This is a genomic window from Deinococcus hopiensis KR-140 (assembly GCF_900176165.1).
Lineage (GTDB): Bacteria > Deinococcota > Deinococci > Deinococcales > Deinococcaceae > Deinococcus > Deinococcus hopiensis.
In genome coordinates this window covers 1,075,487-1,099,912 of the sequence record NZ_FWWU01000009.1, presented here as the reverse complement: position 1 = coordinate 1,099,912, position 24,426 = coordinate 1,075,487, and the positions used below count along the sequence as shown (strand labels likewise).

The 24,426-nt window shown below is 66.9% G+C and carries 26 protein-coding genes; 19 read left to right on the top strand and 7 right to left on the bottom strand.

The window, feature by feature from the left end:
• Positions 1-126 precede the first annotated feature (126 nt).
• Entirely contained in the window at positions 127-369 is a 243-nt protein-coding gene (locus tag B9A95_RS34695; RefSeq protein WP_212648347.1) for a macro domain-containing protein, read from the top strand.
• Entirely contained in the window at positions 366-764 is a 399-nt protein-coding gene (locus B9A95_RS18885; RefSeq protein WP_084048707.1) for a hypothetical protein, read from the top strand. The genes B9A95_RS34695 and B9A95_RS18885 overlap by 4 nt, the downstream gene beginning before the upstream one ends.
• 578 nt (positions 765-1,342) lie before the next feature.
• Here the strand turns inward: B9A95_RS18885 and ffh are convergent.
• Positions 1,343-2,692, bottom strand: a complete 1,350-nt coding sequence (gene ffh / locus B9A95_RS18880) for a signal recognition particle protein (RefSeq protein WP_084048706.1) — start codon at positions 2,690-2,692, stop codon at positions 1,343-1,345.
• A 49-nt stretch (positions 2,693-2,741) separates the two neighbouring features.
• Between ffh and B9A95_RS18875 the strand changes: the two genes are divergently transcribed.
• The 5 genes from B9A95_RS18875 to B9A95_RS18855 all read left to right on the top strand — a co-directional run bounded on the left by B9A95_RS18875 (position 2,742) and on the right by B9A95_RS18855 (position 5,948).
• Complete coding sequence (locus B9A95_RS18875) at positions 2,742-3,050, top strand: nucleoside triphosphate pyrophosphohydrolase (protein ID WP_084048705.1); 309 nt, start codon at positions 2,742-2,744, stop codon at positions 3,048-3,050.
• A gap of 23 nt (positions 3,051-3,073) precedes the next feature.
• Positions 3,074-4,255 (top strand): thiolase family protein, encoded by a 1,182-nt coding sequence (locus B9A95_RS18870; protein WP_084048704.1) that lies wholly within the window; start codon positions 3,074-3,076, stop codon positions 4,253-4,255.
• Between the two features lie 9 nt (positions 4,256-4,264).
• Complete coding sequence (locus B9A95_RS18865) at positions 4,265-4,588, top strand: YciI family protein (RefSeq protein ID WP_084048703.1); 324 nt, start codon at positions 4,265-4,267, stop codon at positions 4,586-4,588.
• A 65-nt stretch (positions 4,589-4,653) separates the two neighbouring features.
• Complete coding sequence (locus B9A95_RS18860; RefSeq protein ID WP_084048702.1) at positions 4,654-5,490, top strand: 3-hydroxyacyl-CoA dehydrogenase family protein; 837 nt, start codon at positions 4,654-4,656, stop codon at positions 5,488-5,490.
• A gap of 62 nt (positions 5,491-5,552) precedes the next feature.
• On the top strand, positions 5,553-5,948 hold the full coding sequence (locus B9A95_RS18855; protein WP_084048701.1) for a hypothetical protein: 396 nt from the start codon (positions 5,553-5,555) through the stop codon (positions 5,946-5,948).
• 23 nt (positions 5,949-5,971) lie between these two features.
• Here B9A95_RS18855 and B9A95_RS18850 read toward each other — a convergent pair whose 3' ends face one another.
• Positions 5,972-6,553, bottom strand: coding sequence for a peroxidase-related enzyme (locus tag B9A95_RS18850; protein WP_084048700.1), 582 nt, complete (start codon positions 6,551-6,553; stop codon positions 5,972-5,974).
• A gap of 84 nt (positions 6,554-6,637) precedes the next feature.
• On the opposite strand from B9A95_RS18850, the gene B9A95_RS18845 reads away from it, so the two are divergent.
• Positions 6,638-7,144 carry a DUF456 domain-containing protein gene (locus tag B9A95_RS18845; protein ID WP_084048699.1) on the top strand — a complete coding sequence of 169 codons (507 nt, stop codon included), beginning with the start codon at positions 6,638-6,640 and terminating at the stop codon, positions 7,142-7,144.
• Positions 7,145-7,229: 85 nt separating this feature from the next.
• On the opposite strand, the gene B9A95_RS18840 is transcribed toward B9A95_RS18845, so the two are convergent.
• The 3 genes from B9A95_RS18840 to B9A95_RS18830 form a co-directional block, all read right to left on the bottom strand.
• The gene (locus tag B9A95_RS18840; RefSeq protein ID WP_084048698.1) at positions 7,230-7,928 is read right to left on the bottom strand and encodes a YIP1 family protein; all 699 of its coding nucleotides are present in this window, start codon (positions 7,926-7,928) and stop codon (positions 7,230-7,232) included.
• Positions 7,929-8,037: 109 nt separating this feature from the next.
• Positions 8,038-9,033, bottom strand: a complete 996-nt coding sequence (locus tag B9A95_RS18835) for a CPBP family intramembrane glutamic endopeptidase (RefSeq protein WP_084048697.1) — start codon at positions 9,031-9,033, stop codon at positions 8,038-8,040.
• Positions 9,034-9,114: 81 nt separating this feature from the next.
• A complete protein-coding gene (locus tag B9A95_RS18830) occupies positions 9,115-10,146 on the bottom strand; it encodes a threonine aldolase family protein (protein WP_084048696.1) in 1,032 nt (343 codons plus the stop codon).
• Positions 10,147-10,448: 302 nt separating this feature from the next.
• Here B9A95_RS18830 and B9A95_RS18825 point away from each other — a divergent pair, with 302 nt between their 5' ends.
• From B9A95_RS18825 to B9A95_RS18805, 5 genes are all read left to right on the top strand, one after another.
• Entirely contained in the window at positions 10,449-11,336 is an 888-nt protein-coding gene (locus B9A95_RS18825) for a PRC and DUF2382 domain-containing protein (RefSeq protein ID WP_084048695.1), read from the top strand.
• A 234-nt stretch (positions 11,337-11,570) separates the two neighbouring features.
• Positions 11,571-12,407, top strand: coding sequence for a YsnF/AvaK domain-containing protein (locus tag B9A95_RS18820; protein WP_084048694.1), 837 nt, complete (start codon positions 11,571-11,573; stop codon positions 12,405-12,407).
• 44 nt (positions 12,408-12,451) lie between these two features.
• Positions 12,452-13,129 carry a tRNA (5-methylaminomethyl-2-thiouridine)(34)-methyltransferase MnmC2 gene (mnmC2, locus tag B9A95_RS18815; protein ID WP_425429960.1) on the top strand — a complete coding sequence of 226 codons (678 nt, stop codon included), beginning with the start codon at positions 12,452-12,454 and terminating at the stop codon, positions 13,127-13,129.
• Complete coding sequence (locus tag B9A95_RS18810; RefSeq protein ID WP_084048693.1) at positions 13,126-14,112, top strand: FAD-dependent oxidoreductase; 987 nt, start codon at positions 13,126-13,128, stop codon at positions 14,110-14,112. Before mnmC2 ends, B9A95_RS18810 begins: the two co-directional genes overlap by 4 nt.
• 12 nt (positions 14,113-14,124) lie before the next feature.
• Positions 14,125-15,126 (top strand): isocitrate/isopropylmalate dehydrogenase family protein, encoded by a 1,002-nt coding sequence (locus B9A95_RS18805; RefSeq protein ID WP_084048692.1) that lies wholly within the window; start codon positions 14,125-14,127, stop codon positions 15,124-15,126.
• Between the two features lie 270 nt (positions 15,127-15,396).
• On the opposite strand, the gene B9A95_RS18800 is transcribed toward B9A95_RS18805, so the two are convergent.
• Positions 15,397-16,089, bottom strand: coding sequence for a DUF6766 family protein (locus B9A95_RS18800; protein WP_245808379.1), 693 nt, complete (start codon positions 16,087-16,089; stop codon positions 15,397-15,399).
• Positions 16,046-16,354 carry a DinB family protein gene (locus B9A95_RS35570; RefSeq protein ID WP_245808378.1) on the bottom strand — a complete coding sequence of 103 codons (309 nt, stop codon included), beginning with the start codon at positions 16,352-16,354 and terminating at the stop codon, positions 16,046-16,048. Before B9A95_RS35570 ends, B9A95_RS18800 begins: the two co-directional genes overlap by 44 nt.
• 497 nt (positions 16,355-16,851) lie before the next feature.
• Between B9A95_RS35570 and B9A95_RS18790 the strand changes: the two genes are divergently transcribed.
• The 6 genes from B9A95_RS18790 to B9A95_RS18765 all read left to right on the top strand — a co-directional run bounded on the left by B9A95_RS18790 (position 16,852) and on the right by B9A95_RS18765 (position 24,367).
• A complete protein-coding gene (locus B9A95_RS18790) occupies positions 16,852-17,769 on the top strand; it encodes a phospho-N-acetylmuramoyl-pentapeptide-transferase (RefSeq protein ID WP_084048691.1) in 918 nt (305 codons plus the stop codon).
• A 1,247-nt stretch (positions 17,770-19,016) separates the two neighbouring features.
• Entirely contained in the window at positions 19,017-19,967 is a 951-nt protein-coding gene (locus B9A95_RS18785) for a class I SAM-dependent rRNA methyltransferase (RefSeq protein WP_245808377.1), read from the top strand.
• 288 nt (positions 19,968-20,255) lie between these two features.
• Positions 20,256-20,930: a monothiol bacilliredoxin AbxC gene (abxC, locus tag B9A95_RS18780; RefSeq protein ID WP_084048689.1), complete on the top strand. Its 675-nt coding sequence runs from the start codon at positions 20,256-20,258 to the stop codon at positions 20,928-20,930.
• A 443-nt stretch (positions 20,931-21,373) separates the two neighbouring features.
• Positions 21,374-22,234: a hypothetical protein gene (locus tag B9A95_RS18775; RefSeq protein WP_084048688.1), complete on the top strand. Its 861-nt coding sequence runs from the start codon at positions 21,374-21,376 to the stop codon at positions 22,232-22,234.
• A complete protein-coding gene (locus B9A95_RS18770) occupies positions 22,231-22,656 on the top strand; it encodes a DUF8082 domain-containing protein (protein ID WP_084048687.1) in 426 nt (141 codons plus the stop codon). The genes B9A95_RS18775 and B9A95_RS18770 overlap by 4 nt, the downstream gene beginning before the upstream one ends.
• 82 nt (positions 22,657-22,738) lie before the next feature.
• Positions 22,739-24,367 (top strand): HAMP domain-containing protein, encoded by a 1,629-nt coding sequence (locus B9A95_RS18765; protein WP_084048686.1) that lies wholly within the window; start codon positions 22,739-22,741, stop codon positions 24,365-24,367.
• Positions 24,368-24,426: the final 59 nt, after the last annotated feature.

The following is a 24,426-nucleotide window of genomic DNA, read 5'->3' as shown; positions in this document are numbered from 1 at the left end:
CAGGTACACGGGTCATTGTCCACGTGTGCAAGGACATCGGCGCGTGGGGCGCCGGCTTCGTCGTGCCACTCTCCCGCCGGTGGCCAGAACCGGAAAGAGCCTACCGGGCCTGGGCAAAAGAACCCGGTGACGTGCCGTTCGCGCAAAGGTGTCCGCACGGACCTCCCTCCTGTTCGGTACGAGGCCGTCCGCATAGGTCTGGCCCATGTTCGTGACTTTGCCCAGGAACATCAGGCGAGCGTGCATATGCCCCGCATCGGCGCAGGACTGGCGGGCGGAGACTGGGTGATCCTCGAGGGCATCATCCGCGATAAACTCGCAGACCAGGATGTGGCGGTTAGCGTATATGACCTCCCGGTCCGTCCATGACTTCCCTGACCTTCGGGCACATTCATCTGGGCGTGGCCGCAGCTTTTCCGGAACTCGCCCGTCCGCCGGCCCTGCTCTGCGAGGATGAAATTTGCAGCACGGACGGTGCCCCCAGTCAGTACATCGGCACGCGCCTGCTGCTCCTCAGCTGCCTGGAGGTGCTGCTCGCCCTTCCCACGGGTCCACACGGGGACGCGGCGCTCAAGCGGGCCTTTGCGTTCACCAAGCGGATGCTCGTATCACCGGATGACCAGCCCACCTCTCTGGCCGAGATTGAATTGACCGGGGGGCAGCCCGCCTGGTGGTTTCAGCGCGCGCAGCCTTTCGCTGGATGCGCAGAGGGTGCGGCGTCTCGCGCGCCACTCGGAGGCACTCGCGCACCTCATCCGGCGTGATGGCATGGGGTTGCTCGCCCTTTGCACTGGGCATCGGCAGCTTATTTGTCGGGTCCCGCTTGAGGAGCTCCTCTTCGACCGCCCACCGAAATGTTGCCCTCAAACCTCGCATCATGGCTGCAACTGCGCCCACCTTCATTCCTCGCTCGAACATGGCTTCCTGGCAGAGAATCAGGACAGCGCGTGTGATCTCAGAGACTGCAGGCTGACGCTCTTGTGATTCAACGAATCTACTCAGGTCCGTCACTGCCTATAGAACCGCGTGGTCTCTTTAGAGCGTCGGAGGGCCTTCAGGTGACGTGCGTGCGCCTCGTGCAACTGCATCAATTCCATAGCAAATCACTCCCCGCCACCAGGGCCAGGGGAGCGACTGATTGTTGGGTTCATCCATTCAAAGGATGCGGTGAAGCCCGTGTCTTTGCGCTTGGCACGTGCTGGGGCAAAAGCCTCTTAAAAGTCAGCCGCTCTACCGATTGAGCTAACGTCCCGCTGGTGCCGCACTCTTCTCCCGCTGCCTTGTTCAGGTCAGCGGGAGTGAGTACACGGGCGGAACTCGGGTGTGTCAACGCGGATGGGACTTACCTTCCGCGCGGCGGATTGTTTGGCAGCCTCGGCGGCTTCATGCCCGGGCCCATCCCCTTGCCCCCTGGACCTGAGAAGCGCTGAAGCATCTTCATCATGTCCTTCATCTGTTCGTGCATTTTCAGGAGCCGGTTGATGTCCTGCACCTCCACCCCGCTGCCCGCCGCAATGCGCTTGCGGCGTCGGCCGTCAATAATCTTGGGGTTGTGCCGCTCTTTGAGCGTCATGGACGAGATCATGGCGTCGATACGCTGAATCTGCGCCTCATCCACGTTGAAGCCCTCGGGCAGCGCGCGGCTCATGCCGGGAATCAACTTGAGGAGATCCCCCAACGGTCCCATCTTGCGAATCTGGCGCAGTTGCAGCAACAGGTCTTCGAGGTCGAACTCGCCCGGCTTCTTGACCTCCATCGCCTTGAGGTCCGCCTGCTCGGCCCGCTCGATCAGGCCCAGCACGTCGCCCATGCCCAGGATGCGCCCGGCGACGCGGTCCGGGTAGAAAGGTTCGAGGCCGGCCAGCTTCTCGCTGGTGCCCGCAAAGTAGATGGGCTTGCCCGTGACCGAACGTGCCGAGAGCGCTGCCCCGCCGCGTGCGTCGCCGTCCATCTTGGTGATGATCAGGCCGGAGAGTGACACCCGCTCGTCGAACACGCGGGCCACGTTCAGCGCCTCCTGACCCGTCATCGCGTCCACCACGAGCAGCGTCTCGGTGGGCGCGAGTTCGGCCTTGAGGTCCGCGAGCTGGTCCATCAGCGCCTCGTCGATCTGGAGGCGGCCCGCTGTGTCCACGATCACGAGGTCGCGGAAGTCTTTTTTCAGGTACTCGTCGAGGCGGCCCTTGGTTTCCTGCGGCGTCTCGCCGTCGTTTACCTTGAGGACCGGCACGCCCACCTGCTTGGACAGCACTTCGAGCTGGTCACGCGCGGCGGGACGCTGGGTGTCGGCGGCCACGAGCAGCACGCGGCGGCCCTTGCCCTTGTAGAAGGCGGCGAGCTTACCGGTACTCGTGGTCTTGCCCGCGCCCTGCAACCCCACCATAAACCAGACGTTGCCGTCGTTTTTTAGCGTGGGCTGCTTGCTCTCGCCGCCCAGGGTCTCGATCAGTTCGTCGTGGACGAGCTTCACGATGGTCTGCCCGGCGCTCAAGGAGCCCTGGACCTCCTGGCCGACCGCCTTCTCGCTGACCCGCGCCACAAAGTCCTTGGCCGTGTTGAAGTTCACGTCGGCTTCGAGGAGGGCCATACGAATTTCGCGCATGGTGGCCTTGACCTGCGCTTCGGTGAGTTTGCTCTCCCGGCCTACCCGGTCGAGGATGTCCTGCAACTTGTTCCCGAGGGCCTCAAACATGGGGCGAGTCTAGCGCGCGTCGGGCAAACGCTTGGTGTAGCCTCCCCCCATGCCTGCCAAGCTGGTGCGTGACCGTATACCCGAACGCTTCCCTGGGGGCACCTACCGGAAGCTGGATGAGGCCGAGTACGCGGCGGCCTTGCTGGACAAATTGACGGAAGAAGTCGAGGAATACCGTGCGGACCGGACAGCGGAGGAGCTGGCCGATGTGCTGGAAGTGCTGCACGCGTTGGCCGCTTTCCATGGCCTGATGCCGGGCACTCTGGAAACGCTGCGGGCGAAGAAGGCGGCGGAACGGGGCGGGTTCGAGGAGCGGGTGTGGATGGAATACAACCCCGACCAAACGAACGCCCGTTAGCTTCTTCGCGCTAGACTGCCCCCATGAACAAAGCTGTGATCGTCTCGGCGTCCCGCACACCGACGGGGAAGTTTCTGGGGACCTTGCAGGACGTGAGTGCCGTTGACCTCGGGGCCACCGCCCTGCGCGAAACGCTGCGGCGCGCGGGAATCCCGGCCGAACTCGTCGAGGAAGTCGTCATGGGTCAGGTGGTGCAGGCGGGCAGCGGCCAGAACCCGGCGCGGCAGGCAGCGCTGAAGGCGGGCTTATCCCACGAGGTGGGGGCGCTGACGGTGAACAAGGTGTGCGGCTCGGGCCTCAAGGCCGTGATTCTGGCGGCGCAGGCCATCCGCGCGGGGGACCAGACGGTCATGCTGGCGGGCGGCATGGAGAGCATGAGCAACGCGCCCCACCTGCTGCCAGGAGCCAGGAAGGGCTACCGCCTCGGGCACGCGCAAGTGTTGGACGCCAACACGCACGACGGGCTGTGGTGCTCAATCAACGACGAGGGGATGGGCCTGACCGGCGAGCGCGTGGCCGAGAAGTACGGCATCGGGCGCGACGAGCAGGACACCTACGCCACGGGCAGCCACCAGAAGGCCGTTTCTGCCCAGCAGGCCGGACGCTTCAGCGAGGAGATCGCGCCCGTGACCGTGAAGGGCCGCAAGGGCGACGTGGTGGTGGACACCGATGAGGGACCGCGGGCCGACACCTCCCCCGAAACGCTGGGCCGCCTCAAGCCCGCCTTCAAGAAGGACGGCACCGTCACGGCGGGCAACGCGCCCGGCCTGAACGACGGAGCCTCCGCCCTGCTGGTCATGTCCGAGGAGGCGGCCAAAACCCACGGTCTGACCCCAATGGCCGAGATCACCTCCTACGCAACGGGCGGCCTCGCCCCCGAGTGGGTAATGATGACGCCCGTACCCGCCACACGCAAGCTGCTGGAAAAAAGTGGCCTGGGGGTCGGGGACGTGGACCTGTGGGAGCTGAACGAAGCCTTCAGTGTGCAGAGCCTCGCCGTGCAGCGCGAGCTGGGTCTGGACCCGGAGCGCGTCAACGTGAACGGCGGCGCAGTCGCGCTGGGACACCCCATCGGCGCGTCGGGTGCGCGCATTCTCGTCACGCTGCTGCACGCGCTGAAGCAGCAGGACAAGGAGACGGGCGTGGCGACGCTGTGCATGGGCGGCGGCAACGGTCTGGCCCTCAGCGTCCGGCGTCTCTCGTAAGCTGGACGCATGACCCAAAACGCTGCCCCCACCCTGTGGATTATCCAGAGCCGTTACCTCAAGGGTGGAGACGAACTCGCCGCCGTCACGCCCCGGCACCGTGCCTGGCTGGACCAGCACTACGTCTCCGGCCTTTTCCTGACCTCGGGCCGCAAGGTGGACGGCACGGGCGGCGTGCTCCTGGCCCAGGCCGAGAGCCAGGAGCAACTCGAAGAGGTGTTCAAGGCGGACCCCTTTGTGCTGGAAGGCTGCTCGGCGTACACGTACACGGCCTTCACGCCGGTCAAGCGGAGCAAAGCCGTGATGCTGGAAGGCGTCCCGCTGGTGGAATAAGCGGTCAGCCGTCAGTTTTTTTGCCTGGAGCTGATGACTTTAGGCTGAAAGCCTAAGGAGAAAACATGAAATTCGGAGTCATTGGAGCAGGACAGATGGGCGGCGGCATCGCGCAAGTTGCCGCGCAAAGTGGCTTTGACGTCGTGGTCCAGGACGTGAAGCGGGAGTTTCTGGCGCGTGGGCAGACCTCGGTGGAAAAGAGCCTCGCCAAGCTGCACGAGAAGGGCAGGTTGATGGGGACGCCCGCCGAAGTCATGGGACGCATTCAGTTCACGACGGAGCTGACAGACTTTGCCGACTGTGACCTCGTGGTGGAAGCCATCGTGGAAAACGAGGCGATCAAGGCGCAGGTGTTCCGGCAACTCGGCGAAATCGTCAAACCCGATGGGATTTTGGCGAGCAACACGTCCTCCATTCCCATCACCAGCCTCGCCACGGCCTCGGGACGGCCCGAGCGTTTTATTGGGATGCACTTTATGAACCCGGTGCCACTGATGCAGCTCGTGGAAGTCATTCGCGGCCACTCCACCTCCGACGAGACGGCGCAAAGGGTAACGGAGGCAGCTCGGGCGATGGGCAAGACGCCCGTGGAGTGCAACGATTTTCCCGGCTTCGTGTCCAACCGCATCCTGATGCCCATGCTTAACGAGGCCATCCAGTGCGTCATGGAAGGGGTGGCCGCACCCGAGGCCATCGACTCGGTCATGAAGCTGGGCATGAACCACCCGATGGGGCCGCTGACGCTGGCCGACTTTATTGGGCTGGATACCTGCCTCGCCATCATGGAAGTGCTGCACGAGGGCCTTGGGGACGACAAATACCGTCCCAGTCCCCTGCTGCGCAAGATGGTGCAGGCGGGGCTGCTGGGCCGCAAGAGTGGGCGAGGCTTCTATACCTACTGACGCCGACCCGCACTGACGCGCACTTTGACCGGGGCCGGCGAGCGAAATGCGCATGGGGGAGAATGGGGCGCCGCGAGGGATGCCCTTCCACGCGCGGCGCCCCATTCGGACAACTGCGCCAAACGCTGGGCCTCGCCCTGACGGGAACGGTGCTGGCCCTGGGCAACGCCGCCTATGCCGGATGCACCGCCTCCGCCCAGGCCGATGCCAAGACCGTCCGCACCGCGGCGAAAAACACGGCCGAGGAGGGCAAGGCGCAGGTAAGTGGCGGCAGGGCGCAGGTGACGGGCACCATCAGCCTGCATGGCGAGGAACGCCTCAGCAGCAAGGTCATGGGCCAGACGTTCCGGGGGGGTGCTCCTCGCCCGCGGCGGCTGCACCTGGCGGGCCACGGGTTACGAGCAGAGCTGGGCAACCGGACGAGGGCGGGCCCACGCCCGCCTCCCTGTCTTCGCTGAAAAAGCCGACCGTTGACGGCCCCCTACCTCCCCTGCCCGTGATACTCCGCGTTTGGCACGAAGCCCAGCGCGCTTGACACCCGGTTGGTCATGTTGAACATGCCGATCACCTGCACGAGTTCCACGATCTGGTGATCATCCAGCCCCGCCGCACGCAGGGGCGCAAGGTCCGCTTCCGTCACCGCAGCCGGGTGCAGGGTCAGTTTCTCGGCGTACTCGGCCAGGGCGTTCTCGCGAGGAGAGAGGCGGGCGTGACGCCAGTTGACGGCCACTGCGTCGGCCTTCACCGCGTCGCCCGAATACCCTCGCAGGGCCGCACCGTGCGAGACCGCGCAGTACAGGCAGCGGTTGACGCTGCTGACCACCACAGCCACGAGTTCGCGCTCGGCGTTACTCAGGTGCCCCTCCTTGTTCAGCAGCAGGTTGAAATAGTTCCACCATGCCAGGAACTGTTCGCCGTTGACTGCCTGCGCGCGGAACACGTTGGGCACAAAGCCAATGTTGTCCTGCGCCTTGCTCCACAGCCTGCGCACACCTTCTGGCACCTCAGACCCGTCTGGCACAGGCAGGAAGGAGATGCGGGCCGCCTCATCCGTTGTGGTCATACGGGAAGCTTAGCGCACCGCTCCTAACGGGCGTTTGCCTCACGGCTGGAACCCCCGCCTGCACTTCCGCGTACCGGAAGGCGTATGAGCCTCGCTTTTCTCGCCTTTCTGGTGGTCTGGCTGCTGGGCATGGCCGCCACCTTCGTTCCGGCGCTGCCCGCCACGGTCATCATCTTCGCGGGTACCGTGGCCGCCACCCTCATCGACGGCTTTCAGGTCTGGCCGGACCTGCCCTTTCTGACCACCTTCGCGGTGATCGCCGTGCTGATCAGCATGGTCGACAACGTGGCCTCGGCGTGGGGTGCGCGCAAGTACGGCGGCAGCAAGCAGGCCGTGTGGGGAGCTGTGATCGGCGGCCTGGTGGGGATTTTGCCCGTCATTCCCTTCGGCCTGATCCTGGGACCGCTGGCCGGAGCCCTGATCGCGGAACTCTTCATCGTCCGCAAGCCTCTGGCCGAAGCGCTGCGCTCAGCGTGGGGCACGCTCGTCGGGCTGCTGACGGGCCTCGCCGCCAAGCTGGTGCTTCACCTCTTGATCGGCCTGTACGAGCTGTGGCGGCTGTGGGACCCGGCGCGGAGCCTCGTGGGCTGAGTGGGACGCAGAGGGGGGCTGAGCCCTGGCTCCCCTTGTCTTTGCTGATCCCCAGCGGCCAAACGCCGAGGGCCAACGGCTCCCCTCACTTCAGCGCTGCCAGGATCGGCCACAGCCCCAGCGCCGTCAGGGCCAGGACGGGCAGCAGGGGCAGCAGGGTGGCCAGCAGCGCGCGGGAGGACGGACCCACAAGCGTCCGGAAGCCCCGGTAGGCGAGGGCGAACTGGGCGAGCGTGCCAAGCCCCATCGCGAACAGGGTCACGCGGGTCAGTGGGGCCACGGCCACGGCCCGCAGGGACTCCCGCTGCGCGGCGAGCAGGTCATGGCCGGGCGGAAGGGCGGGCATCTCCGGCGCGGGCAGCACCAGCAGCAGCGCCGCGAGCAGGGCGTAAGCGGGGGGCAGGAGCACGAAGGTGGCCCCGTAGACCTCGGCCGCCCGGCCTTCACGGCCCGCCCCCAGGAACCCCAGACCCGCCATCAGCGCCGCCCCCACCACCGTCAGGAAAAAAGTACCGAAGACGTTGGTGGCCTGCGCGGCGAAGGCGGGGGCCGCGTGGGCCTGTCCGGACAGGGTGCCCACCACCGGACGCATCAGCAGGGCGTAGAGCACCCCGGCGAGTAGGGCCGTAAGCAGCATGGGAGCCGCGTAGCGGTGCGCGAGGGGCGCGACGGCCCGCAGACGTCCGAAAAAAGTTGTCGGCGAGCGCAGCAGTTCGGCGGCGGGTGGCGCTTCCGGAGGTGGGGGCGGCGGGACGGGGCGAGAATGTGGTGGGCGGCGGGCCATGTGGAGTCACTCTAGCGGGGGCGAAATGGGTGGGATGCCCTGGCCGCCAGTTCAGGAGACCCGGCGGCCCTTTCCCAAGACCGAGAACGCAGCGCCGTCTTTCCGTCCCTTAGCGCATGGCCCCCTGCAAATGGGTCAGGGCCTGCTGCACCGTGGGCAGGGTCAACGCCGCTGTCAGCAGGCCGAACAGCACGATGACGACGTACGCCGCGCTAAGCCAGGGCCCGGGCGCTGCGCGCACCTGTGGGTCTTCTTTTGGCGTGAGCCACAGGTGCAGCACCGCCAGCACGGCCACCCCAAACAGCAGCGCGCCCAGGGCCAGGGGCAGGGCCAGCGATTGATTCTTGATCAGGATGGTGGCCTGATCCGCGTCCGGAAACCTGCTGCCCGCCAGAAAGGTGCCCAGCCCCACCGCCAGCGTGTTGTTCAGGACGTGGACAATCACGCCGTTCCAGAGGCTGCCCGTATGCTGGGCCAGCCGCGCCAGGGCGTAGGCCATTGGCAAAATGCCCACCACGCTGGCGGGAACCCCGTGCGCGAGGCCAAAGGCGAAGCTCGTGGCGAGGGCGGCCACCAGGAACCCGGCTGCCCGCTCGTGCCCGCGCAGCATCAGGCCCCGGAAAGCCACCTCCTCGGCAAAGGGCACCAGCACGCCCGCCGCGAGCAGCAGCGCCCACAGGTCCGGTCCATGTCCCAGGAATCGGGGGATCGCGTCAGCTCCCTGAGGAAAGAGGGTCACGAACGCCACGGCAAAGGCGCGCGAGGCCAGAAAGGCCAGCACGAAGGCCGCGAGCGCCGTACCCCATGAGGGCGGTGTACGCCAGCGGGTGTCCCGCACCAGTGCAGTCAGCGCGGGACGGAAGGCCAACAACCCGACCAGCACCGTCGTCACGAAGGTGAGCAGCAGCGCGGTGCCCAGCGGCAGGCCCAGGCCCACCCGAACGGTCCTTCCCGGCAGGGGCAGCGGAATGGAAGCCGCGAACACAGCGGAAGCCAGGTTCTGCACGGCCAGCAGCGTCAGCGCGGCGCGGTTGCCGTCCACGGCGCGAATGCCCGGTGCGGGCATGGAAGACACGGGAGCGGGCGCGGCGTCCGGGGCGGTCATGCCCGCAGCGTACCGCGCCGCACACGGGAGCCGCCAACAAAACCCTGGAACGGCTCGGCGGACCTCCGCGCCGGGGTCCACTCAGGCCGTCAGCACCCGGATCGCCTCCTCCAGCGCCCCGTCACTGACCTGGTGGTGCAGCACGAACCGCACCGAATCGGGGCCCAGGGCGCTCGCAAGCACACCGGCTTGCGCCCAGTGGGCCACCTGCGCCGCAGCGTCGGGTAGGGTCACGTAGATGATGTTGGTCTGCACGGCGGCCAGATTCACGCTGTACCCGGCGTTTGCCAGGGCGTCCGCCAGCTGACGGGTGCGGCGGTGGTCTTCGCGCAGGCGGGCCGGGCCGTCGCGCAGGGCCACCAGCGCGGCCGCCGCGAGTACGCCCGACTGCCGCATACCGCCGCCCATCATCTTGCGGTAGCGGTGGGCCTGCCGCATCTGGGCCGCCGAGCCCACGAGCACGCTGCCGACCGGCGCGCCAAGCCCCTTACTCAGGCAGACGCTGACGGTATCGAAGTGCCGGGTAATGTCGGCCAGGGGCACGTCCAACGCCGCCGCCGCGTTGAAAACCCGCGCGCCGTCGAGGTGCAGGGGCAGGTCCTCCTCATCGGCCACCGCGCGGATGGCGGCCAGTATGTCCAGCGGAATGACCGTGCCTCCCGCCTTGTTGTGGGTGTTTTCCAGGCTGATCATGCCGGTGGGCGACTGGTGGATGGAGTGGCGCACGGCGAGGCGGACCCCCGCAGGATCGGGTACCCCCAGCGGTGCGGGCACGAAGCGCGGCACCACGCCGCTGAAGGTGGCCATCATGCCCAGTTCCCACTCGTAGATGTGCGAGCCTTCGGCGCAGATGACCTCCTCGCCCCGGCGGGTGTGCAGGGCAATGGCCACCTGATTGGTCATGGTGCCCGAGGGCATAAAGAGCCCCGCCTCGTGTCCGGTCAGGCGCGCGACCTCGGCCTGCAGGGCATTGACGGTGGGATCCTCGCCATACACGTCGTCGCCCACCGGGGCCTGGGCCATGGCTTCCCGCATCTCAGGAGTGGGGGTGGTAACGGTATCGGAGCGCAAGTCGGCCAGCACGCGGCGCTGGAGTTCGGGAAGGGCAGTCATGGGGAAATGCTAGAGCAGAGGACCGGGGGGCAAATGGCACGGAACGCAAAGAGTGGAGGTTGGAGGCGTGCGCCGGGCCCGCTACACCCAGCCGGAAAACCCATTCCCGTCGTCAACCGTGACGCCACTTCTGGCCCCCTGCCCTTTGCCCCCTGCCAATCGTCGGCTTCCTAACGTTGTGATCAAGGTCTGATCAGGAGGGACTTTAGGGTCAGCTCAGCCTGTAGCCAAAGTCGGACAGCACACTGCTAAGCGTACCGGGAACAACCTGGACATTTCGAACGTTGTAATGGAGGTTTCCTATGACTCAGTCCCAGAATTCCCTGATGCGCCTGTCGGATCTCGACCGCGACTACCAGCTTGACCTCGGCGACTCGGGCGCGTACAACCCCACCGGCAGCACCGTGTACGGCTACAACAACGAGAAGGTCGGCACCGTGCGTGACGCCCTGGTCGACTCCTCCTCAGGCCGCGTGCGCTACCTGATCGTGGACGTGGGCGGCTGGTTCTCTTCGAAGGAAGTCATGATTCCCATCGGGCAGGCCCGTATGGCCGAAGACGGCGTGTACTTCGACAGCCTGACCAAGGACCAAGTGCGCGACCTCAGCGAGTACCGCTACGAGCAGAGCTACACCAGTGACCACCAGAGCCTGGCGTCCGACGAGCGCGTCCTGCGCGCCGCGAACACGGCGGTGGACGAGACCACCTACCGTGAGAACGCCTTCCGCACCCCCGAACGCCTCCAGCTGCTCGAAGAACGCCTGCTGGTGAACAAGGAGCGCTTCCGGGCCGGGGCTGTGGAGATCGGCAAGCACGTCGAGACCCACACCGAGACCGTGAACGTCCCCCTGCTGCGTGAGGAAGTCGTCATCGAGCGCCACGCCGTGACCGACGCCCGCCCCGTGGAGGGCAACGTCACCCTGGGAGCCGCCACCGAGACGGTGCGCGTGGACCTGGAAGCCGAGCGCGCCAACGTCAGCAAGCAGGCTTTTGTTACCGAGGAAGTCGAGATCGGTAAGCGCACCGTGACCGAGCAGCAGACCGTGACCGAGACCATCGGACGCGAAGTGCTGGACGTAAACAAGACGGGCGAGGTGCACCTGGAGGGTGGCGACGTGTCGGGCAGCACCACGACCCGCACGAGCACCACCACGAACGACCTGACAGACACCGACCGCACGGGCCGCTGATCCGGGCATGAAGTGTGGGCGGGGGCAACCCCGCCCGCTTCGTTGTCGGAGTGCAGCCGAGCAGGGCCGCCAGGCTGTGACACCACTCAGCCAGATCGGCACATTTCCTCGCCTTTTTGTCAAGTTGTTGAGGAACGCTTCACACCTCCTTGCGGAAAGCAGGGAGCGGGAGAAGGGCGAACGTCGCGCTTGCCGGGTCAGGCGAAGCGGCACGGAACCGAAAGGAGCAAGGCCATGGACGAGCAAAAGCGGGACGCGCTGCAGCGCGACACGATTGAGGAGGGGCAGGTGGAGCGGGTCCCTTCCGAAGCCACCACGGAAACGCTGATCGCGCAGACCCTGACCGATCAGGCCATCGCGGAGCGCGACGTGACCACCCGTACGGGCAGCACCGAGACCCACACCGGAGAGGCCGTGCTGGACACCGGTGAACTCGCGCGTACCCTCGCGCAGGCCGGGGTAGAAGCCCGCGTGGGCGCGGGTACCCAGACCGCGAGTACACAGAGCGTGAGCACCCACACCCAGGAAAGCCGTCCGCCCGGCCTGCAGAGCCTGACCCCACAGTCTGTGCAGGCAGAGCGGCTCGTTGAGCGGGGCGAGGGGCGGCAAATCCTCAATCACCTCGTGCTGCACGAGGAACGCGCCCAGGTCGAGATCGAACGCGAGCGGGCCGGGCAAGTGGTGATCCGCCGCGTGGTCACCGAGCGCGAGGAAGTGGTGCCCATCACCCTGCGCCGCGAGGTGGTGGAAATTACGGTGACTGAGGGCGGCAACGGCAGCGTGGTCCTGAACGGTGAGCCGCTTGAAGTCGGGCGCACCTACGAGTTCGAAATGTACGAGGAACGCGCCGAGGTCCAGAAGCGGGTCTACCCCTTTCAGGAAATCACCATCGCCAAGCAGCTTCAGGCGTTTACCCAGACCGAGAACATCACCCTGCGCCGCGAGGAACTCGACGTGGAGAAGGTGGAGGTTCCGAGCGACGTGCTGAACGTGGAAAATGTTCACACCACCGTCACGCAAGGGGGCATCTCGGGAAACACCACCGTCCGGGTGGACGACACGAACCGCTAAAGCCTTCCCATTGACCCGCCCGCCGGCGCTCTATCCTCTTCCCCGTGGAGAGAAGCAGCCCGGCGGGCGACATCATCGAGACGCCGGACGGCTCGCGCACGGCGATGAGCGCGCGGTTCGGCGAGGCCTACGGTTCCCGGCATGGAGCAGCGGCGCAGGCCCGGCACGTGTTTGTGGAGGGCACGAACACGCACCTCAAAGACGCCTCGCGTGTGCTGGAGGTAGGTTTTGGCTTGGGCGTAAATTTCCGGGCGACGCTGGCGGATGCGGCGGCGCGGGGGGTGCCCCTGCGCTACCTCGCCTACGAGTTTGATCCCGCTCCAACCGAGGTCCTGCGGGCGGTGGCGGAGGGGGGTGAGGCTTCGGACCATCCGGTCTGGGCGGCGCTCCTGGAGGGTTGGGGCGCGCCCTCTCGCCTGCACGTGGAGGCGGAGAACGTCACGCTAACGGTCCGCTTCGAAAACGTTCTGACGGCCACGCTGCCGCAGGGCTGGGCCACCGCCGTTTACCTGGACGGCTTCTCGCCCGCGCATAACCCGGACGTGTGGACGCCGGAGTTTGCGGAGAGGCTGGCAGGAGCCCTCACACCTGGGGGAGTGCTCGCCACCTACAGCGCCGCTGGGCACGTTCGCCGGGCGCTCGCCGCCGCCGGACTGCGGGTGGAGCGCCGTCCCGGTCCCCCCGGCAAGCGCGAGTGCATGCGGGCGGAGCGGGAGGGATGACCGCACCCCACGTTGTCGTCGTCGGCGGAGGCGTTGCGGGCGCGGCCGTCGCGTATTTTGCCGTGCAGGGCGGGGCCCAGGTCACGGTGGTAGACGCCGGGCAACACGCGGCGAGCGGCGTGCCCTCGGCCCTGATCAATCCCGTGCGCGGGCAGTCGGGACGGGTGGACCCGCAGGGGCTGGAGGGCCTGCGCCTGACCTGGGCCCTCGTAGGCAGGTTGCGAGAGGCGGGGGTAGACATCCCTCACGGGCAAAGCGGCGTGCTGCGCCCCGTGCCCGATGGGCACACGCGGGGAAAGTTCGAGCGCAACCTTCCGGTGGACCTGCCCCACGCGTGGCTCGCGCCGGGTGACTTTCCGACACCCCTCGGCCCCGGCTGGCCACACGCCCTATGGCTGCCGGAGGGCGGCTGGCTGGACGGCGCGGCGTTTACGGTGGGCCTCCTGAACGTGGCACGGGCCGAGGTGGTGCGGGCGCGGGCGACGAAGTGGGACGCCCACTCGGTCACGCTGGAAGGCGGCGAAGTTCTGCACGGCGACGCCGTGGTGTGGTGCGGCGGGGCGGTGGGTGCGGGCTGGACTGGAATGACGCAGACCGTGCGTGCCGGAACGCTGCTCACGCTAAACCGCGCGGTGACGCAGGTGGCCGTGAGTTTCGGCGCGTACCTCGCTCCAGCGGCGCGGGGCAGCGTCCTCGGCGCCACGTTCGAGGCCCCCACGCCGGGGTGGCGGGAACCCGCGCTTCCCCTCTCCTCGCTGTGCTGGCTGTTGGGCAAAGCGGACGCGCTGACGGACCTTTCCGGAGCCCAGGTAGCGGGGCGCTGGAGCGGCACCCGCCTCTCGGGGCTGCAGGTGGGCCGGGCCGAATGGGGGGGCTGGCAGCTCTCGGGGCTGGGCAGCAAGGGCTTCCTTCTGGGGCCGCTGCTGGGGCGTCACGTGGCGGGTGACGTGTTGAGAACCTGCGGGGAAGCGAGAAGCGTCTAGACTGGCTTCATTATGGCGAAGTACCGCATCTGCTTGATCGAGGGCGACGGCATCGGCCACGAGGTCGTTCCCGCCACCCGCCGCGTTCTGGAGGCCGCTGGCCTGGACGCCGAATACGTCACCGCTGAGGCGGGCTACGAGTACTTCCTGGAGCACGGTACCAGCGTGCCGGGAGAGACGTACGAGGCCATCGAGAGCGCCCACGCCACCCTCTTCGGTGCGGCGACCAGCCCCAGCGGCGAGAAGCCCGCTGGCTTTTTCGGCGCGATTCGCCACCTGCGGCGCAAGTACGGCCTCTACGCCAACGTCAGGCCCACACGCACCCGCCCGGTGCCTGGGGCCTACGAGAACGTGGACCTCGTGATCGTCCGTGAGAACACCCAGGGCCTGTACGTGGAGCAGGAGCGCCGCTACGGCGATACCGCCATCGCCGATACGGTCATCACCAAGGACGCCTCGGACCGCATCGGCCGCTTTGCCGCTGCCCTCGCCATGAAGCGCCGCCAGAAGCTGACCGTGGTGCACAAGAGTAACGTGCTGCCCGTCACGCAGGGCCTTTTCATGAACACGATTCTGGAACACACCGCCACGGTGGAGGGGCTCAAGACCGAGACCATGATCGTGGACAACGCAGCCATGCAGCTCGTTCGCAATCCGGGGCAGTTTGACGTGCTGGTCATGACCAACATGTTCGGTGACATTCTGTCGGACCTCGCCGCCGGCCTCGTGGGCGGCCTGGGCATCGCGGCGAGCGGCAACGTGGGCGACGAATTCGGCATCTTCGAGAGCGTCCACGGCTCGGCCCCCGACATTGCCGGACAGGGCGTCAGCAACCCCACCGCCACCATCCTCGCCGCCGTGCTGATGCTGGACCACATCGGCGCGAACGACGTGGCCCGCAAGCTGGACAACGCGGTGAATACGGTCCTGGCAGAAGGCCCGCGCACCCGTGACCTGGGCGGCACAGCGAACACGGAGCAGTTTACGGATGCGGTAATTGCCCAGCTGCGTTGAGGCAGAGGGCCAAAAGCAGAGCGCAGAGAGCCGTAAAAGCCCTCTGCGCTCCGTCTCATACAGTGTTCGGCTTCTCCGCTCCGTCCCTCCGGGATTTCACGCCGCCCCATCACCGTCTTTCCTGCTCGCTCCGCTCGGGTCAAGCAGGGATTTCATTATTGATGAAGCGGAATGCTCATCGGACGGACTGCGGTTGAATCGTTTGCGGAGCGGTTCTATCCAAGCAGAGCGGGAAGGAGAGTCAATGGGTTCCCAGCTGCCCTTTGCTTCCTACTCGTCCCCCGTCTGCCCGTTCGGTGCGTCCACCTTCTTCGACTGGGAGGAGCCTTCCTGACGTAGGGAGATGGTCAGGACCACCATCGCCCCGATGGCGAGGAATTCGCTCTGCCAGTTTTGCAGAGACTGGAACCACAGTTCTGAGGTTCCCAGAAAGGCCAGGGGCGAGACGCGCTGGCCTCCGTGCAGCAGTTGCTCGTGGTTGTACTCCAGCGCGCCGCTCCAGACATGGACGGCGAACGAGGCCAGAAACAGACCGATCAGCGCCAGCGACAGGGAGTTGCGGTACAGGAACCCGGCACGTTGCCCCGGCTTTTGTTCTGAACCCTCACCCGGCGTTTCCTCGTCGGGATACTTGCTGGACTCCGCCGAGCCCCGCTGCTTGAGGTACACGGTCAGGATCACAAAAAAGCCCATCTGGAAAAACTCGCTCTCCCAGTTCTCGGCGGTGGCTTCCCAGAAGTGGCTGGTGGTGAGGTAATGGGCGTAGGCCACGGCCCTTTGCCCGTGGTCCACCTGATCGCCGTTGTAGTTGTGCCATCCCACCAGGCTCTGCCCCCACCAGAACAGGAGGAACAGCCCGAACACCACGGTGGAGAGGGCATTGTTCTTCCAGAATTGCCGCAGCCCCCCCTGCTGAAGGTCAGGGCCAGGCCGGGCAGGATCGCGCAGCGAATGGGAAGTCATGGTCACGGCAGTCTAAAAAGCGGGAGATACTACTGTTTTTTGATTTTCCCAAAGGACATTTACGAAGAGGGGGCACGCTCCTCTCCCCCCAGCGGCTGTAGAAGGCGGGCGGCTCCACACCCAGCGCACGCAGGTACACGTCGCCCTGACCCCGGTGGTGAATCTCGTTGTCGATGCCGTACAACACGCTTTCCAACGGCGAGAGCTTCCCCCGCGCCACCTGCCGCCGGGTGAGGTACCCGGGCACGGGGAAGGCGGGGAGCACGCCCTCCAATTTGGGCGTCTGCGCGTTCCAGACAGCGAGCAGGCTTGCCCACTATGGGCGGGTTTTTCTGTGCATCGCGTCCAGGCCCAGTCACCCGTTCGCAAGCCCTTCACGTTGTCGTCGGCGAGGCCCAACAGTTCCCAGGCGAGTTCGCCGAATGGCCGCATTCCGCCCACGGCAAAGGGGAAGAGGCCTTCCCGGAAAAACGCTTCGATCAACCCGTCGGGTCAGGCTCCGGTGCCCCTGCCAGAGGAACGAGGAGCGCTTCGGGCGTCATCAGGGCAGGCGTGGCAGCGACTTTGGTGGCCATTTGTTCGGTCCGGGTCATGGTTCTCCTGAGGGGCAACCAAGGCCAACCGGCCTCCTGAACCCAGAGCAGGTGCCTTTCAGAACCTGTCGTGATTCCCCGCTGCGGCCCGCGTGGTAGGCTCCCCGGTTGAGATGCCGCTTCTGACTGCCACTCTGTTGCCCTCCATCCGGTCCTTTGGGGGGCGGGCATGACCGTGATCTGTGCCCTGCTGTCGTGGCTCCTGGTGGGCCTGTTTATCCGCCTCAGCAAGGCGCGCGGCTGGGGCCAACCCATCCGCAAAGACGGCCCGCAGACCCACCTGCAAAAGGAAGGCACCCCGACAGCGGGTGGCGTGGCCTTTGTGCTGGCGCTCGCCGCCGTGTTTTTCCCGCTGCACTTCACTGGACACGGGGGTGGGCAGCGCGAGCTCCTCATCATGCTCGCGGCGCTGGCGATGGGCGTGATCGGCGGCATCGACGACTACCTCAAGGTCGTCTCGCGGATGCGCGGCAAGGGAAAGAAAGAGCTTCTGGCCCGCGAGAAGTTCCCGCTGCAATTTCTGGTGGGGCTGGTCTTCGCGTATTTCGCTGTTCCGCTCGCCAGCCACGAACTCTTTCCAAGCCTTGGTCAAATTCCCGACATCATCCTCTTGACGCTGGTGATGGTGGGGGCGGTGAATGCATTTAACTTCACCGATGGGCTGGACGGCCTGCTGGCGGGCGTCGCCATGATCGTGCTGCTGCCGCTGCTGGCCGTATCGCCCGTCTCCGCGCTGCTGGTGGCCGCGCTGCTGGGCTTTCTGTGGTTCAACGCCCACCCCGCCCGGGTCTTTATGGGTGACATGGGCAGCCACGCCATCGGGGCCACCGCAGCGGGGGCTTACGTGCTGTACGCCGACGTGTGGCTGCTGCCGCTGGCCGCCATCATCCCCGTCGTGGCCGTGCTGAGCGTGGTCATTCAGGTGGTGTCGTTCAAGACGCGGGGCAAGCGGGTCTTTCGTATGAGCCCCATCCAGCACCACTTCGAGCTGAGCGGCTGGCCCGAAACCCACGTCACCCTGCGCTTCTGGGTGGTGACGGCGGTGGCCACCGCGGCGGTGTGGTGGCTGCTGGGCGGCAGGCCGTGAAGGCTCTCAAGCCCAAGTGACACGGCCCATATGCGCGTTCTGCCCACCGCTTGGGGTGGGTCACGGACACGCTGGACTTCGGACCACACCGGGGGCAAACCCGCGCGGCCCAGGTGCAGCGGGGTCCGGACCTGGGCGGAATGGACCGGGCGCCATGAAGCCCGGTCCATTCCCTTCGGTTGATCTGGGCAGAACCTGATGCTCAGGAGTGACCCGGGCGAGTTCGCGCTGCGGGGGCGGCCCTATTTCGACCGACAGTTTCCCAACGGGCAGTATTTCGCCGCGCAACTGCACGCGCACCAATTCGCCCGTCACCTCTCCCTACGGTTACAGCGCGGGCAAAACCGTCTTCGGCTGACCTTCCGTCCTGACCGCTCGGACGCCTGGCCTGCAGCCCGCGGACCCGCAGGTGCTCGGGAGGACCTCAGGGCAGATCTCCAGGCCGTTTCCGAGGCCCTGGGGCACAACCTCGCGGAGATACGCCGGCTGACGCACCCCTTCCCGGCCGTCACAACCTGGGGCTGGGGAACACCGGGCCTTGCGCCGTTTCTTACGGGAAATGGAGGACGCCGCCCCTCCTCGGACCGGCGCAGAAGCAAACCGGTCACACAAGGCCCGGGCGTGTGGCCTGGGCCCCGTCCATCCTCGCGGCGTCACGCGCTGCCCTCACGGTCCCCTTCACACCCGCAGTGGTGACGCAGGACTACAGGGAAGGCAACGTGACGGTGGCGCGCCAGCCCCCGGCATGGGCGCCACCGTCACGTTGCCTTCCTACTCGCCTCCTTCGGGGATCCGGAACGCCTGCCTGGCCCTGCAGCCACCCCTGATAAAGATTGCGGTTGACCGGCGATGCAGTCATGGGCCAACCCGAGCGGAACGAGCAGGAAAAACGGCGACCGAAGGGCATGAAAGCGCCAGAGCGGAGAGGATGGAACGGATCATCCGGAACCTGTATGAGGGGGTTGGGAAGCGCTTTCCCCTTCACCTCCACGGCAGCCTGATGCTGTGGGAATACGTCCGCCAAGGGCGGCCTGCCGGGCAACCGCACGCCCGGTCCACGCCTGCGGACCAAACCCCTCATGTTGGCGGGCGTATAGCGCATGCGTCAACGTGCGGATTTCTTTTTGACCGAGCCCGGCGAGCGAAATGCGCGTGGGGGAGAATGGAGCGCCGGGAGGGCAGCGCCTTCCACGCGCGGCGCCATTCGGACAACTGCGCTAAGCGGTCCGCCACTCTACACTCCGGCTGTGCTTCTTCCCGATCTTCCCGTCCTTCTCGCCCGCCGCGCCCACCTGCCTGACGAGGGCACCACTGTCTTTCGCGTCGCCCACACCACTGAAACGGCTGGGCAGTTTGCGGTCGACCTCGTGGGAGACGCAGCGGTGCTGAGCCTGTATGTGGACGTGACGGCTGAGGAAGAAGGGCAGCTCGTGGACGCGGTGGGTCACCTGCCCGGCGTGGCGGGCGCGTACCTCAAGCGCCGCCCGGTGGAAGCCAGGCACGCGGCCAATGTGGCGCGCGAGTGGCTCTCGCCGCCGGACCCAGTGTGGGGAGAGGCCCGGCCCGAGGTGACGGCGCTGGAGGGCGGCGTGCCCTTCTTGCTGCGGCCTGGCGCGGACCTGAGCATTGGCCTTTTTCCCGATGCCCGTCCCCTGCGGGCCTGGGTTCGCGAACACGCTCCCGTGGGCGGACGGGTCCTGAATACCTTTGCCTACACCTGCGGCTTTGGCCTCAATGCGTCGCTGGGCGGGGCCGAGGGGGTCAAGAACGTAGACCTCTCGCGCAAGGTGCTGGCGTGGGGACAGCAGAACTACGCCCTGAGTGGCCTCGCCGCTCCAAACACCGACTTTCTATATGGCGACGTGTTCGAGTGGCTGCGGCGACTGACGCGGCGGGGCGACACATTTGACCTGGTGATTCTGGACCCACCCTCTTTTGCACGCGGCAAGTCGGGTATGTGGCGGGCCGAGCGAGATTACGCCGGGCTGGTGGCGCTGGCAGCCAGGGTGGTCGAGCCGGGAGGTCAGCTCCTCGCCGTGACCAATCATGCGGGCGTCTCTCCACGGAGCTTCGAGGGCATGGGGGGAACGGGGCTGGATCAGGCAGGACGGCGCGGCGCAGTGACCCAACGTCTCGGCGCGGGCGAGGACTACCCCGGCGCGGCGCACCTGAAAGCGCTGGTGTGGGCCCTGGACTGACGCCCGTTCGGACAGAACCATTCCCGGGCAGGCACAAACGGCGACCGTTCACCGCCCATCAGCGTATAGGCCGCGTCTCCCCGAGCCACTTTCTCACCCACGTCGCCGTGAACCGCTGTCACCCGCCACAGCAACTCGCCCGCCTTGATGCGGGCGAGTTCCCGGGCGGCACAACGGCGCTGATCGGCACGAAATGAACGAACTTGGCGGCTTCCGGCACACGCCAGGAGAACTGACCCATGTGTGCCGCCTCACTTCGTTTTGTAAAGTGGGGGGTATGCTGAGGGTATGACGCAGAATGCCTCCACTTCCCAGACCTCCGCCGCGCAGGCCGCCGAGGAGCAGCAGGTGCTCGTTCCCCTTACCACGCCCGAAGAGGTGGACGCCTTCCTAAAGGAGTACCCGCTCGCCGCCGTGTTCAAGGCGGGGACCTGCCACAAGACCATGCAGGGCTTCGGGGTGCTGGAAACCTTCCTGCAGGGCCACGAGCTGCCCGTCGGTTATATCCGTGTGGTCGACTGGCGGCCCGCGAGCAACCACGTGGCCGAGACGACCGGCATCCAGCACCACAGCCCGCAGTTCATCCTGTTCCGGGACGGGCAGCCCCAGTTCGAGGTAAACAACTGGGATATCACGCCGCAGGCGCTCGCGCCCGTATTCTCTGCGCAGGTCCCGCAGCGTGAGGGCCAGGCCAGCGTGGCCCAGGGCGACAACGTGGAGCCCTACCGCCGACTGATGCGGGCGTACCTCGACGGCCAGCTCAGCGAGTGGGCCTTTCAGGACCAGTACGTTACCCTTTTCCGCGACGACGCCTCACTTCGCAGCCAGCGCGAGTTCGAACTGCTCTCACGCCTGTTCGGTGACCCTGACGCCTACCACGGCGGACTGCACCAGCTTGGCGCGCCTCAGGAGCGCGGGGACCTGAAGGCCCGCGTCTCGGAACTGCTTGCCGACCTCGGCTAACGTCGCGCCTCTTCCCCCTGGCCCGCCCGGTCCCCATGACCGGTGCGGGCCATGCGCGCATTTATTTGTACGGTGAGGAAATGCTGAGCTAAAATGTGGGCCTCTGGGTTTGCACGCGTCGTGATGACCCGCACCCCTCGGCAGGGCGGCGCAGGCGTGCAGCAGGAGGAAAATCGTCCTGCCACGCCTGTTCCTCGCCCATGTGGCCCGGCCCTCTTGTTGGCTGGGCTGCCGAAGGCTGATCTGCACGCTGAAGAAATAGGGATCGATCATTCTAGGGGCAAAGGCAAGGGTTTGACTACCCACCCCCATTTCTGTAAGCACCCGGTAAGAGGCCAAGCTGTTACATGCAGGAGTCCACGTTCGCGCTGGCGTGAGGCTCCGGGTACGGACCACGCTCAGCCACCCCCCGCTTCTCTGCCCTCCTTCTGGACCCCACTGCCATGCCCTATCCCCGCCTTGCCGTTCCCCCCCAACAGGCCGCCTACACCGGGCTGCACACCGACTACTACCCGTGGGCCGAGGTCACCCTGGACCTGGCCATGCGGCAGGCGCAGGGCCTGAGCGCCGTCTTCGATATGCAGCAGGGCGAGCAGTGGGCGCGCTTCGTGTGGGTGCGGGGAGCGCTTCAAGGCGGCTTCACGGCCAGCAGCGAGGTGAGCTGGCCCGCCGCGATGGTGGGCCTGCCCCGCGCCGCCGTCACGCTGACGGCCCTCGATCCAGTGGTGGCCGAACTCATCTGGGCCAGCCGCGCCGTGCCGCTGCAGGCACTCGACGGGGTTTGGCCCACCCACGAGGCCGCGTTGGCGCACCACCGCTTTTCTGGCGTCTTGCTGTGCGGAGAGACCGTCAGCTTCTGGGCTGGGGGGCAGGTGGTTGGCGGCGAGCGTCCCGCAGAGGGCGCGACCTGCTTGGCGCTGCCGCTGCTGACCGAACTCGGGGCCTCCGCTCCGGCCGCGCCCCCGGCCGCCACTTCGGCGCCTGAACCCGCTTCCATGCTGCCCTTCTGGACGGACCTGATCGCGGCCACCCACCGCGTGACACCGCTGGACGAAACCTGGCGGCTCGTGAGCGTGCGGCTGGCCGAGCACCATCCCTGCCTGGACCCGTTTGCGCACGAGGTGTTTGTGGAGGGCGGGCAACTGCACGTGGAAGCCGAACTCGCGCCCGACGAGATGAGTGCGGCGCTGTTGAGCGCGTATCAAGCTACCCTTGCCCGGCTGGGCCTGCGCCTCGCAGACCTGCCGGTGGCTGAACTGCGGACGCGGCCGGAATGGACCGCGGCCGGACTGGAGGTTGCATGACGGCTCCCGGAATGAATGGCCCCCGGCCCACCTGGCCCACCGGACTCAAGGATGACTCTCCGCTGCCTTACGCCCTGTGGCGCGTAATGCACCACGTCAACGGGCGGCGCACGGTGGAAGAGATCGCGCAGATGGCTGGCATCGGGGTGCAGGACGTCGCCCCGGTGCTGTCGCAGGTGGCCACCTGGGCCAACCGCGCCGCCCTGCGCAGCCAGCACGTGTCCAAGGCGCAGGCCGAGACAGTCTCGCAGTGTCTGACCACAGTGCTGGGCCCGATGGGCGAATTCATGGTGGACGACGCCCTGGACGACCTGGGCAACCGCACCACCCTGGGAGCGCTGCTGTCCAACCTGGCCGCCCAGCTCACCGAACCCCAGGTTCAGGCGTTCGTGCGCCAGTTGCGCGCCAAGGGCCTGGCATGAGCCCTGCTCCCGCGCTTCTCCTTCCCTCTCTTCCCCTCACGCGCCGCTGCGGCTGCGCTGCGGTCGCCCGGAAAGGCCACGCATGAAGTACACCGTCGTAATCCGTCAACCCGTCCCGGACGAGGTGCGTCCCACGTTGGAACAGCAGCTCGTGGAGCGTTTCGGCCTATCGGCCGAGCAGGCGCAGCGCCTCGCCAGCCGCCGCTCGGGCCGCCTGATGAAGCCCACTGGCCGCGCCCGCGCCGACCTCCTGCTGCGCGTGTACCAGGACGTGGGCGCGCAGGTGGCGCTCGAAGAAGTCCGCGAAGAGACGGACATCGTCTCTGAGCCGTTTCAGATCGTGCCTCCCGTGGGCGGTGTTATCCCGTCAGTGGCCGATCCCGCGGACGACGTGGCGCTCGCCTCGCCCGCTTCGGCTCCGATGGGCGACTTCCGGGGCTTTGACGCGGCGCCCGCCGGCCTCGACGTGGCGGCCTCGGCGCGCGCCGCCGACACAGGCGTGCTGACGCTGCCGCCCCAGGATGCCTGGGCCGATCCTTTCGCCGCGCCGCTGGTGATCGGGGCCGAACCGGGCGGCGTCCGTATGGGCGGGGGCCTGGGTGCTGATTCCGGATTTGGGGGAACCGGCGGCCTGGTGGGTGACACTGCCGCGGCCGTGACCGCCATTCCGAGTGCGGCCGAGGTGTCAAGCGCCGACAGCTGGGCCGACTTTACCGGCGCGCTGACCATCACCGACACCAAGACGCAGGAAGAGACGGTCACCAACTCCGAGGCGTTCCTGACCGCCGTGCCCGACGAGAGCCGCGTGCTGCCCAAGCGGCGTGGCAGCCTGGCGCGGCAGATGACCGTGGGCGCGCTGCTGCCGCTGGCCCTGTCGACCGTGATGACGCTGGGCCTGCTGTCCGTGATTCTGCCCCGCTTGCAGCAGCAACTGGTGCTGCAAAACGCTGAAGCCGTGGCCGTGGCCGTGGGAACCAGCCTGGACACGCGCGACCAGGAGACGGTAAACCAGCAGCTTGACACCCTGCTTAGCCGCTCGCAGGTGGGCTTTGTGCGCGTGGAGCTGCCGGACGGCACCACGTACTTCCGCAGCCGCAACCCGCAGCTTGACGGCACGCTGCAGGGGCGCGTCGCCACCTTCCTCCAGAAAAACCCCGAGACGGGCACCTTCGTCAACCGCGGCAGCGCTGCCGAGGCCTACAAGGAGCAGCTCGCGCAGCTCGAAGCCGTGGGCGCCGGCGACTCGCCCCAGGCCAAGGAACTGCGTGAGCTGGCCGACAAGGCCGACAACCAGCGCTCGGAAAACACCGCCTACATCGTTCGCCGCCTGGGCGTGACCGACGCGGGCAACGGACAGCGCTCGGTGGCTCCCGCCACCCAGGAAAACGCAGACATGCTCTACCGCATCTCGGTGGGCGTTCCCAACACCCAGGCCGCCGCCAACCTGCGCAACACGCTGCTGCTGGTGCTGGGCGTCTCGCTGCTGGCCCTGGCCCTCGCCACCATCCTCGCGGTCCGCGCCGCCCGCCGCGTGGTGCAGCCCATCGAACAGCTCGTTAAGGTGGCCGACGCCATCTCGATGGGCGACCTGAGCAAGCCCGTGCAGCTCGGACGCAACGACGAGATCGGTGACCTGGCGCAGGCCCTGGAGCGCATGCGCCTGAGCCTCTCGGCCGCCATGGACCGTCTGCGCCGCCGCAAGCGCAACTGATCCCACTTCTCCGTACGGGGGCGAGGAACGAACTCCTCGCCCCTTTTTCTTTGTTCCCG

Coding starts and splice junctions, on each gene's coding strand:
- B9A95_RS18885 (WP_084048707.1), top strand. CDS start 366: ATGACTTCCCTGACCTTCGGGCACATTCATCTGGGCGTGGCCGCAGCT.
- ffh (WP_084048706.1), bottom strand. CDS start 2,692: ATGTTTGAGGCCCTCGGGAACAAGTTGCAGGACATCCTCGACCGGGTA.
- B9A95_RS18875 (WP_084048705.1), top strand. CDS start 2,742: ATGCCTGCCAAGCTGGTGCGTGACCGTATACCCGAACGCTTCCCTGGG.
- B9A95_RS18870 (WP_084048704.1), top strand. CDS start 3,074: ATGAACAAAGCTGTGATCGTCTCGGCGTCCCGCACACCGACGGGGAAG.
- B9A95_RS18865 (WP_084048703.1), top strand. CDS start 4,265: ATGACCCAAAACGCTGCCCCCACCCTGTGGATTATCCAGAGCCGTTAC.
- B9A95_RS18860 (WP_084048702.1), top strand. CDS start 4,654: ATGAAATTCGGAGTCATTGGAGCAGGACAGATGGGCGGCGGCATCGCG.
- B9A95_RS18855 (WP_084048701.1), top strand. CDS start 5,553: ATGGGGCGCCGCGAGGGATGCCCTTCCACGCGCGGCGCCCCATTCGGA.
- B9A95_RS18850 (WP_084048700.1), bottom strand. CDS start 6,553: ATGACCACAACGGATGAGGCGGCCCGCATCTCCTTCCTGCCTGTGCCA.
- B9A95_RS18845 (WP_084048699.1), top strand. CDS start 6,638: ATGAGCCTCGCTTTTCTCGCCTTTCTGGTGGTCTGGCTGCTGGGCATG.
- B9A95_RS18840 (WP_084048698.1), bottom strand. CDS start 7,928: ATGGCCCGCCGCCCACCACATTCTCGCCCCGTCCCGCCGCCCCCACCT.
- B9A95_RS18835 (WP_084048697.1), bottom strand. CDS start 9,033: ATGACCGCCCCGGACGCCGCGCCCGCTCCCGTGTCTTCCATGCCCGCA.
- B9A95_RS18830 (WP_084048696.1), bottom strand. CDS start 10,146: ATGACTGCCCTTCCCGAACTCCAGCGCCGCGTGCTGGCCGACTTGCGC.
- B9A95_RS18825 (WP_084048695.1), top strand. CDS start 10,449: ATGACTCAGTCCCAGAATTCCCTGATGCGCCTGTCGGATCTCGACCGC.
- B9A95_RS18820 (WP_084048694.1), top strand. CDS start 11,571: ATGGACGAGCAAAAGCGGGACGCGCTGCAGCGCGACACGATTGAGGAG.
- B9A95_RS18810 (WP_084048693.1), top strand. CDS start 13,126: ATGACCGCACCCCACGTTGTCGTCGTCGGCGGAGGCGTTGCGGGCGCG.
- B9A95_RS18805 (WP_084048692.1), top strand. CDS start 14,125: ATGGCGAAGTACCGCATCTGCTTGATCGAGGGCGACGGCATCGGCCAC.
- B9A95_RS18800 (WP_245808379.1), bottom strand. CDS start 16,089: ATGACTTCCCATTCGCTGCGCGATCCTGCCCGGCCTGGCCCTGACCTT.
- B9A95_RS18790 (WP_084048691.1), top strand. CDS start 16,852: ATGACCGTGATCTGTGCCCTGCTGTCGTGGCTCCTGGTGGGCCTGTTT.
- abxC (WP_084048689.1), top strand. CDS start 20,256: ATGACGCAGAATGCCTCCACTTCCCAGACCTCCGCCGCGCAGGCCGCC.
- B9A95_RS18775 (WP_084048688.1), top strand. CDS start 21,374: ATGCCCTATCCCCGCCTTGCCGTTCCCCCCCAACAGGCCGCCTACACC.
- B9A95_RS18770 (WP_084048687.1), top strand. CDS start 22,231: ATGACGGCTCCCGGAATGAATGGCCCCCGGCCCACCTGGCCCACCGGA.
- B9A95_RS18765 (WP_084048686.1), top strand. CDS start 22,739: ATGAAGTACACCGTCGTAATCCGTCAACCCGTCCCGGACGAGGTGCGT.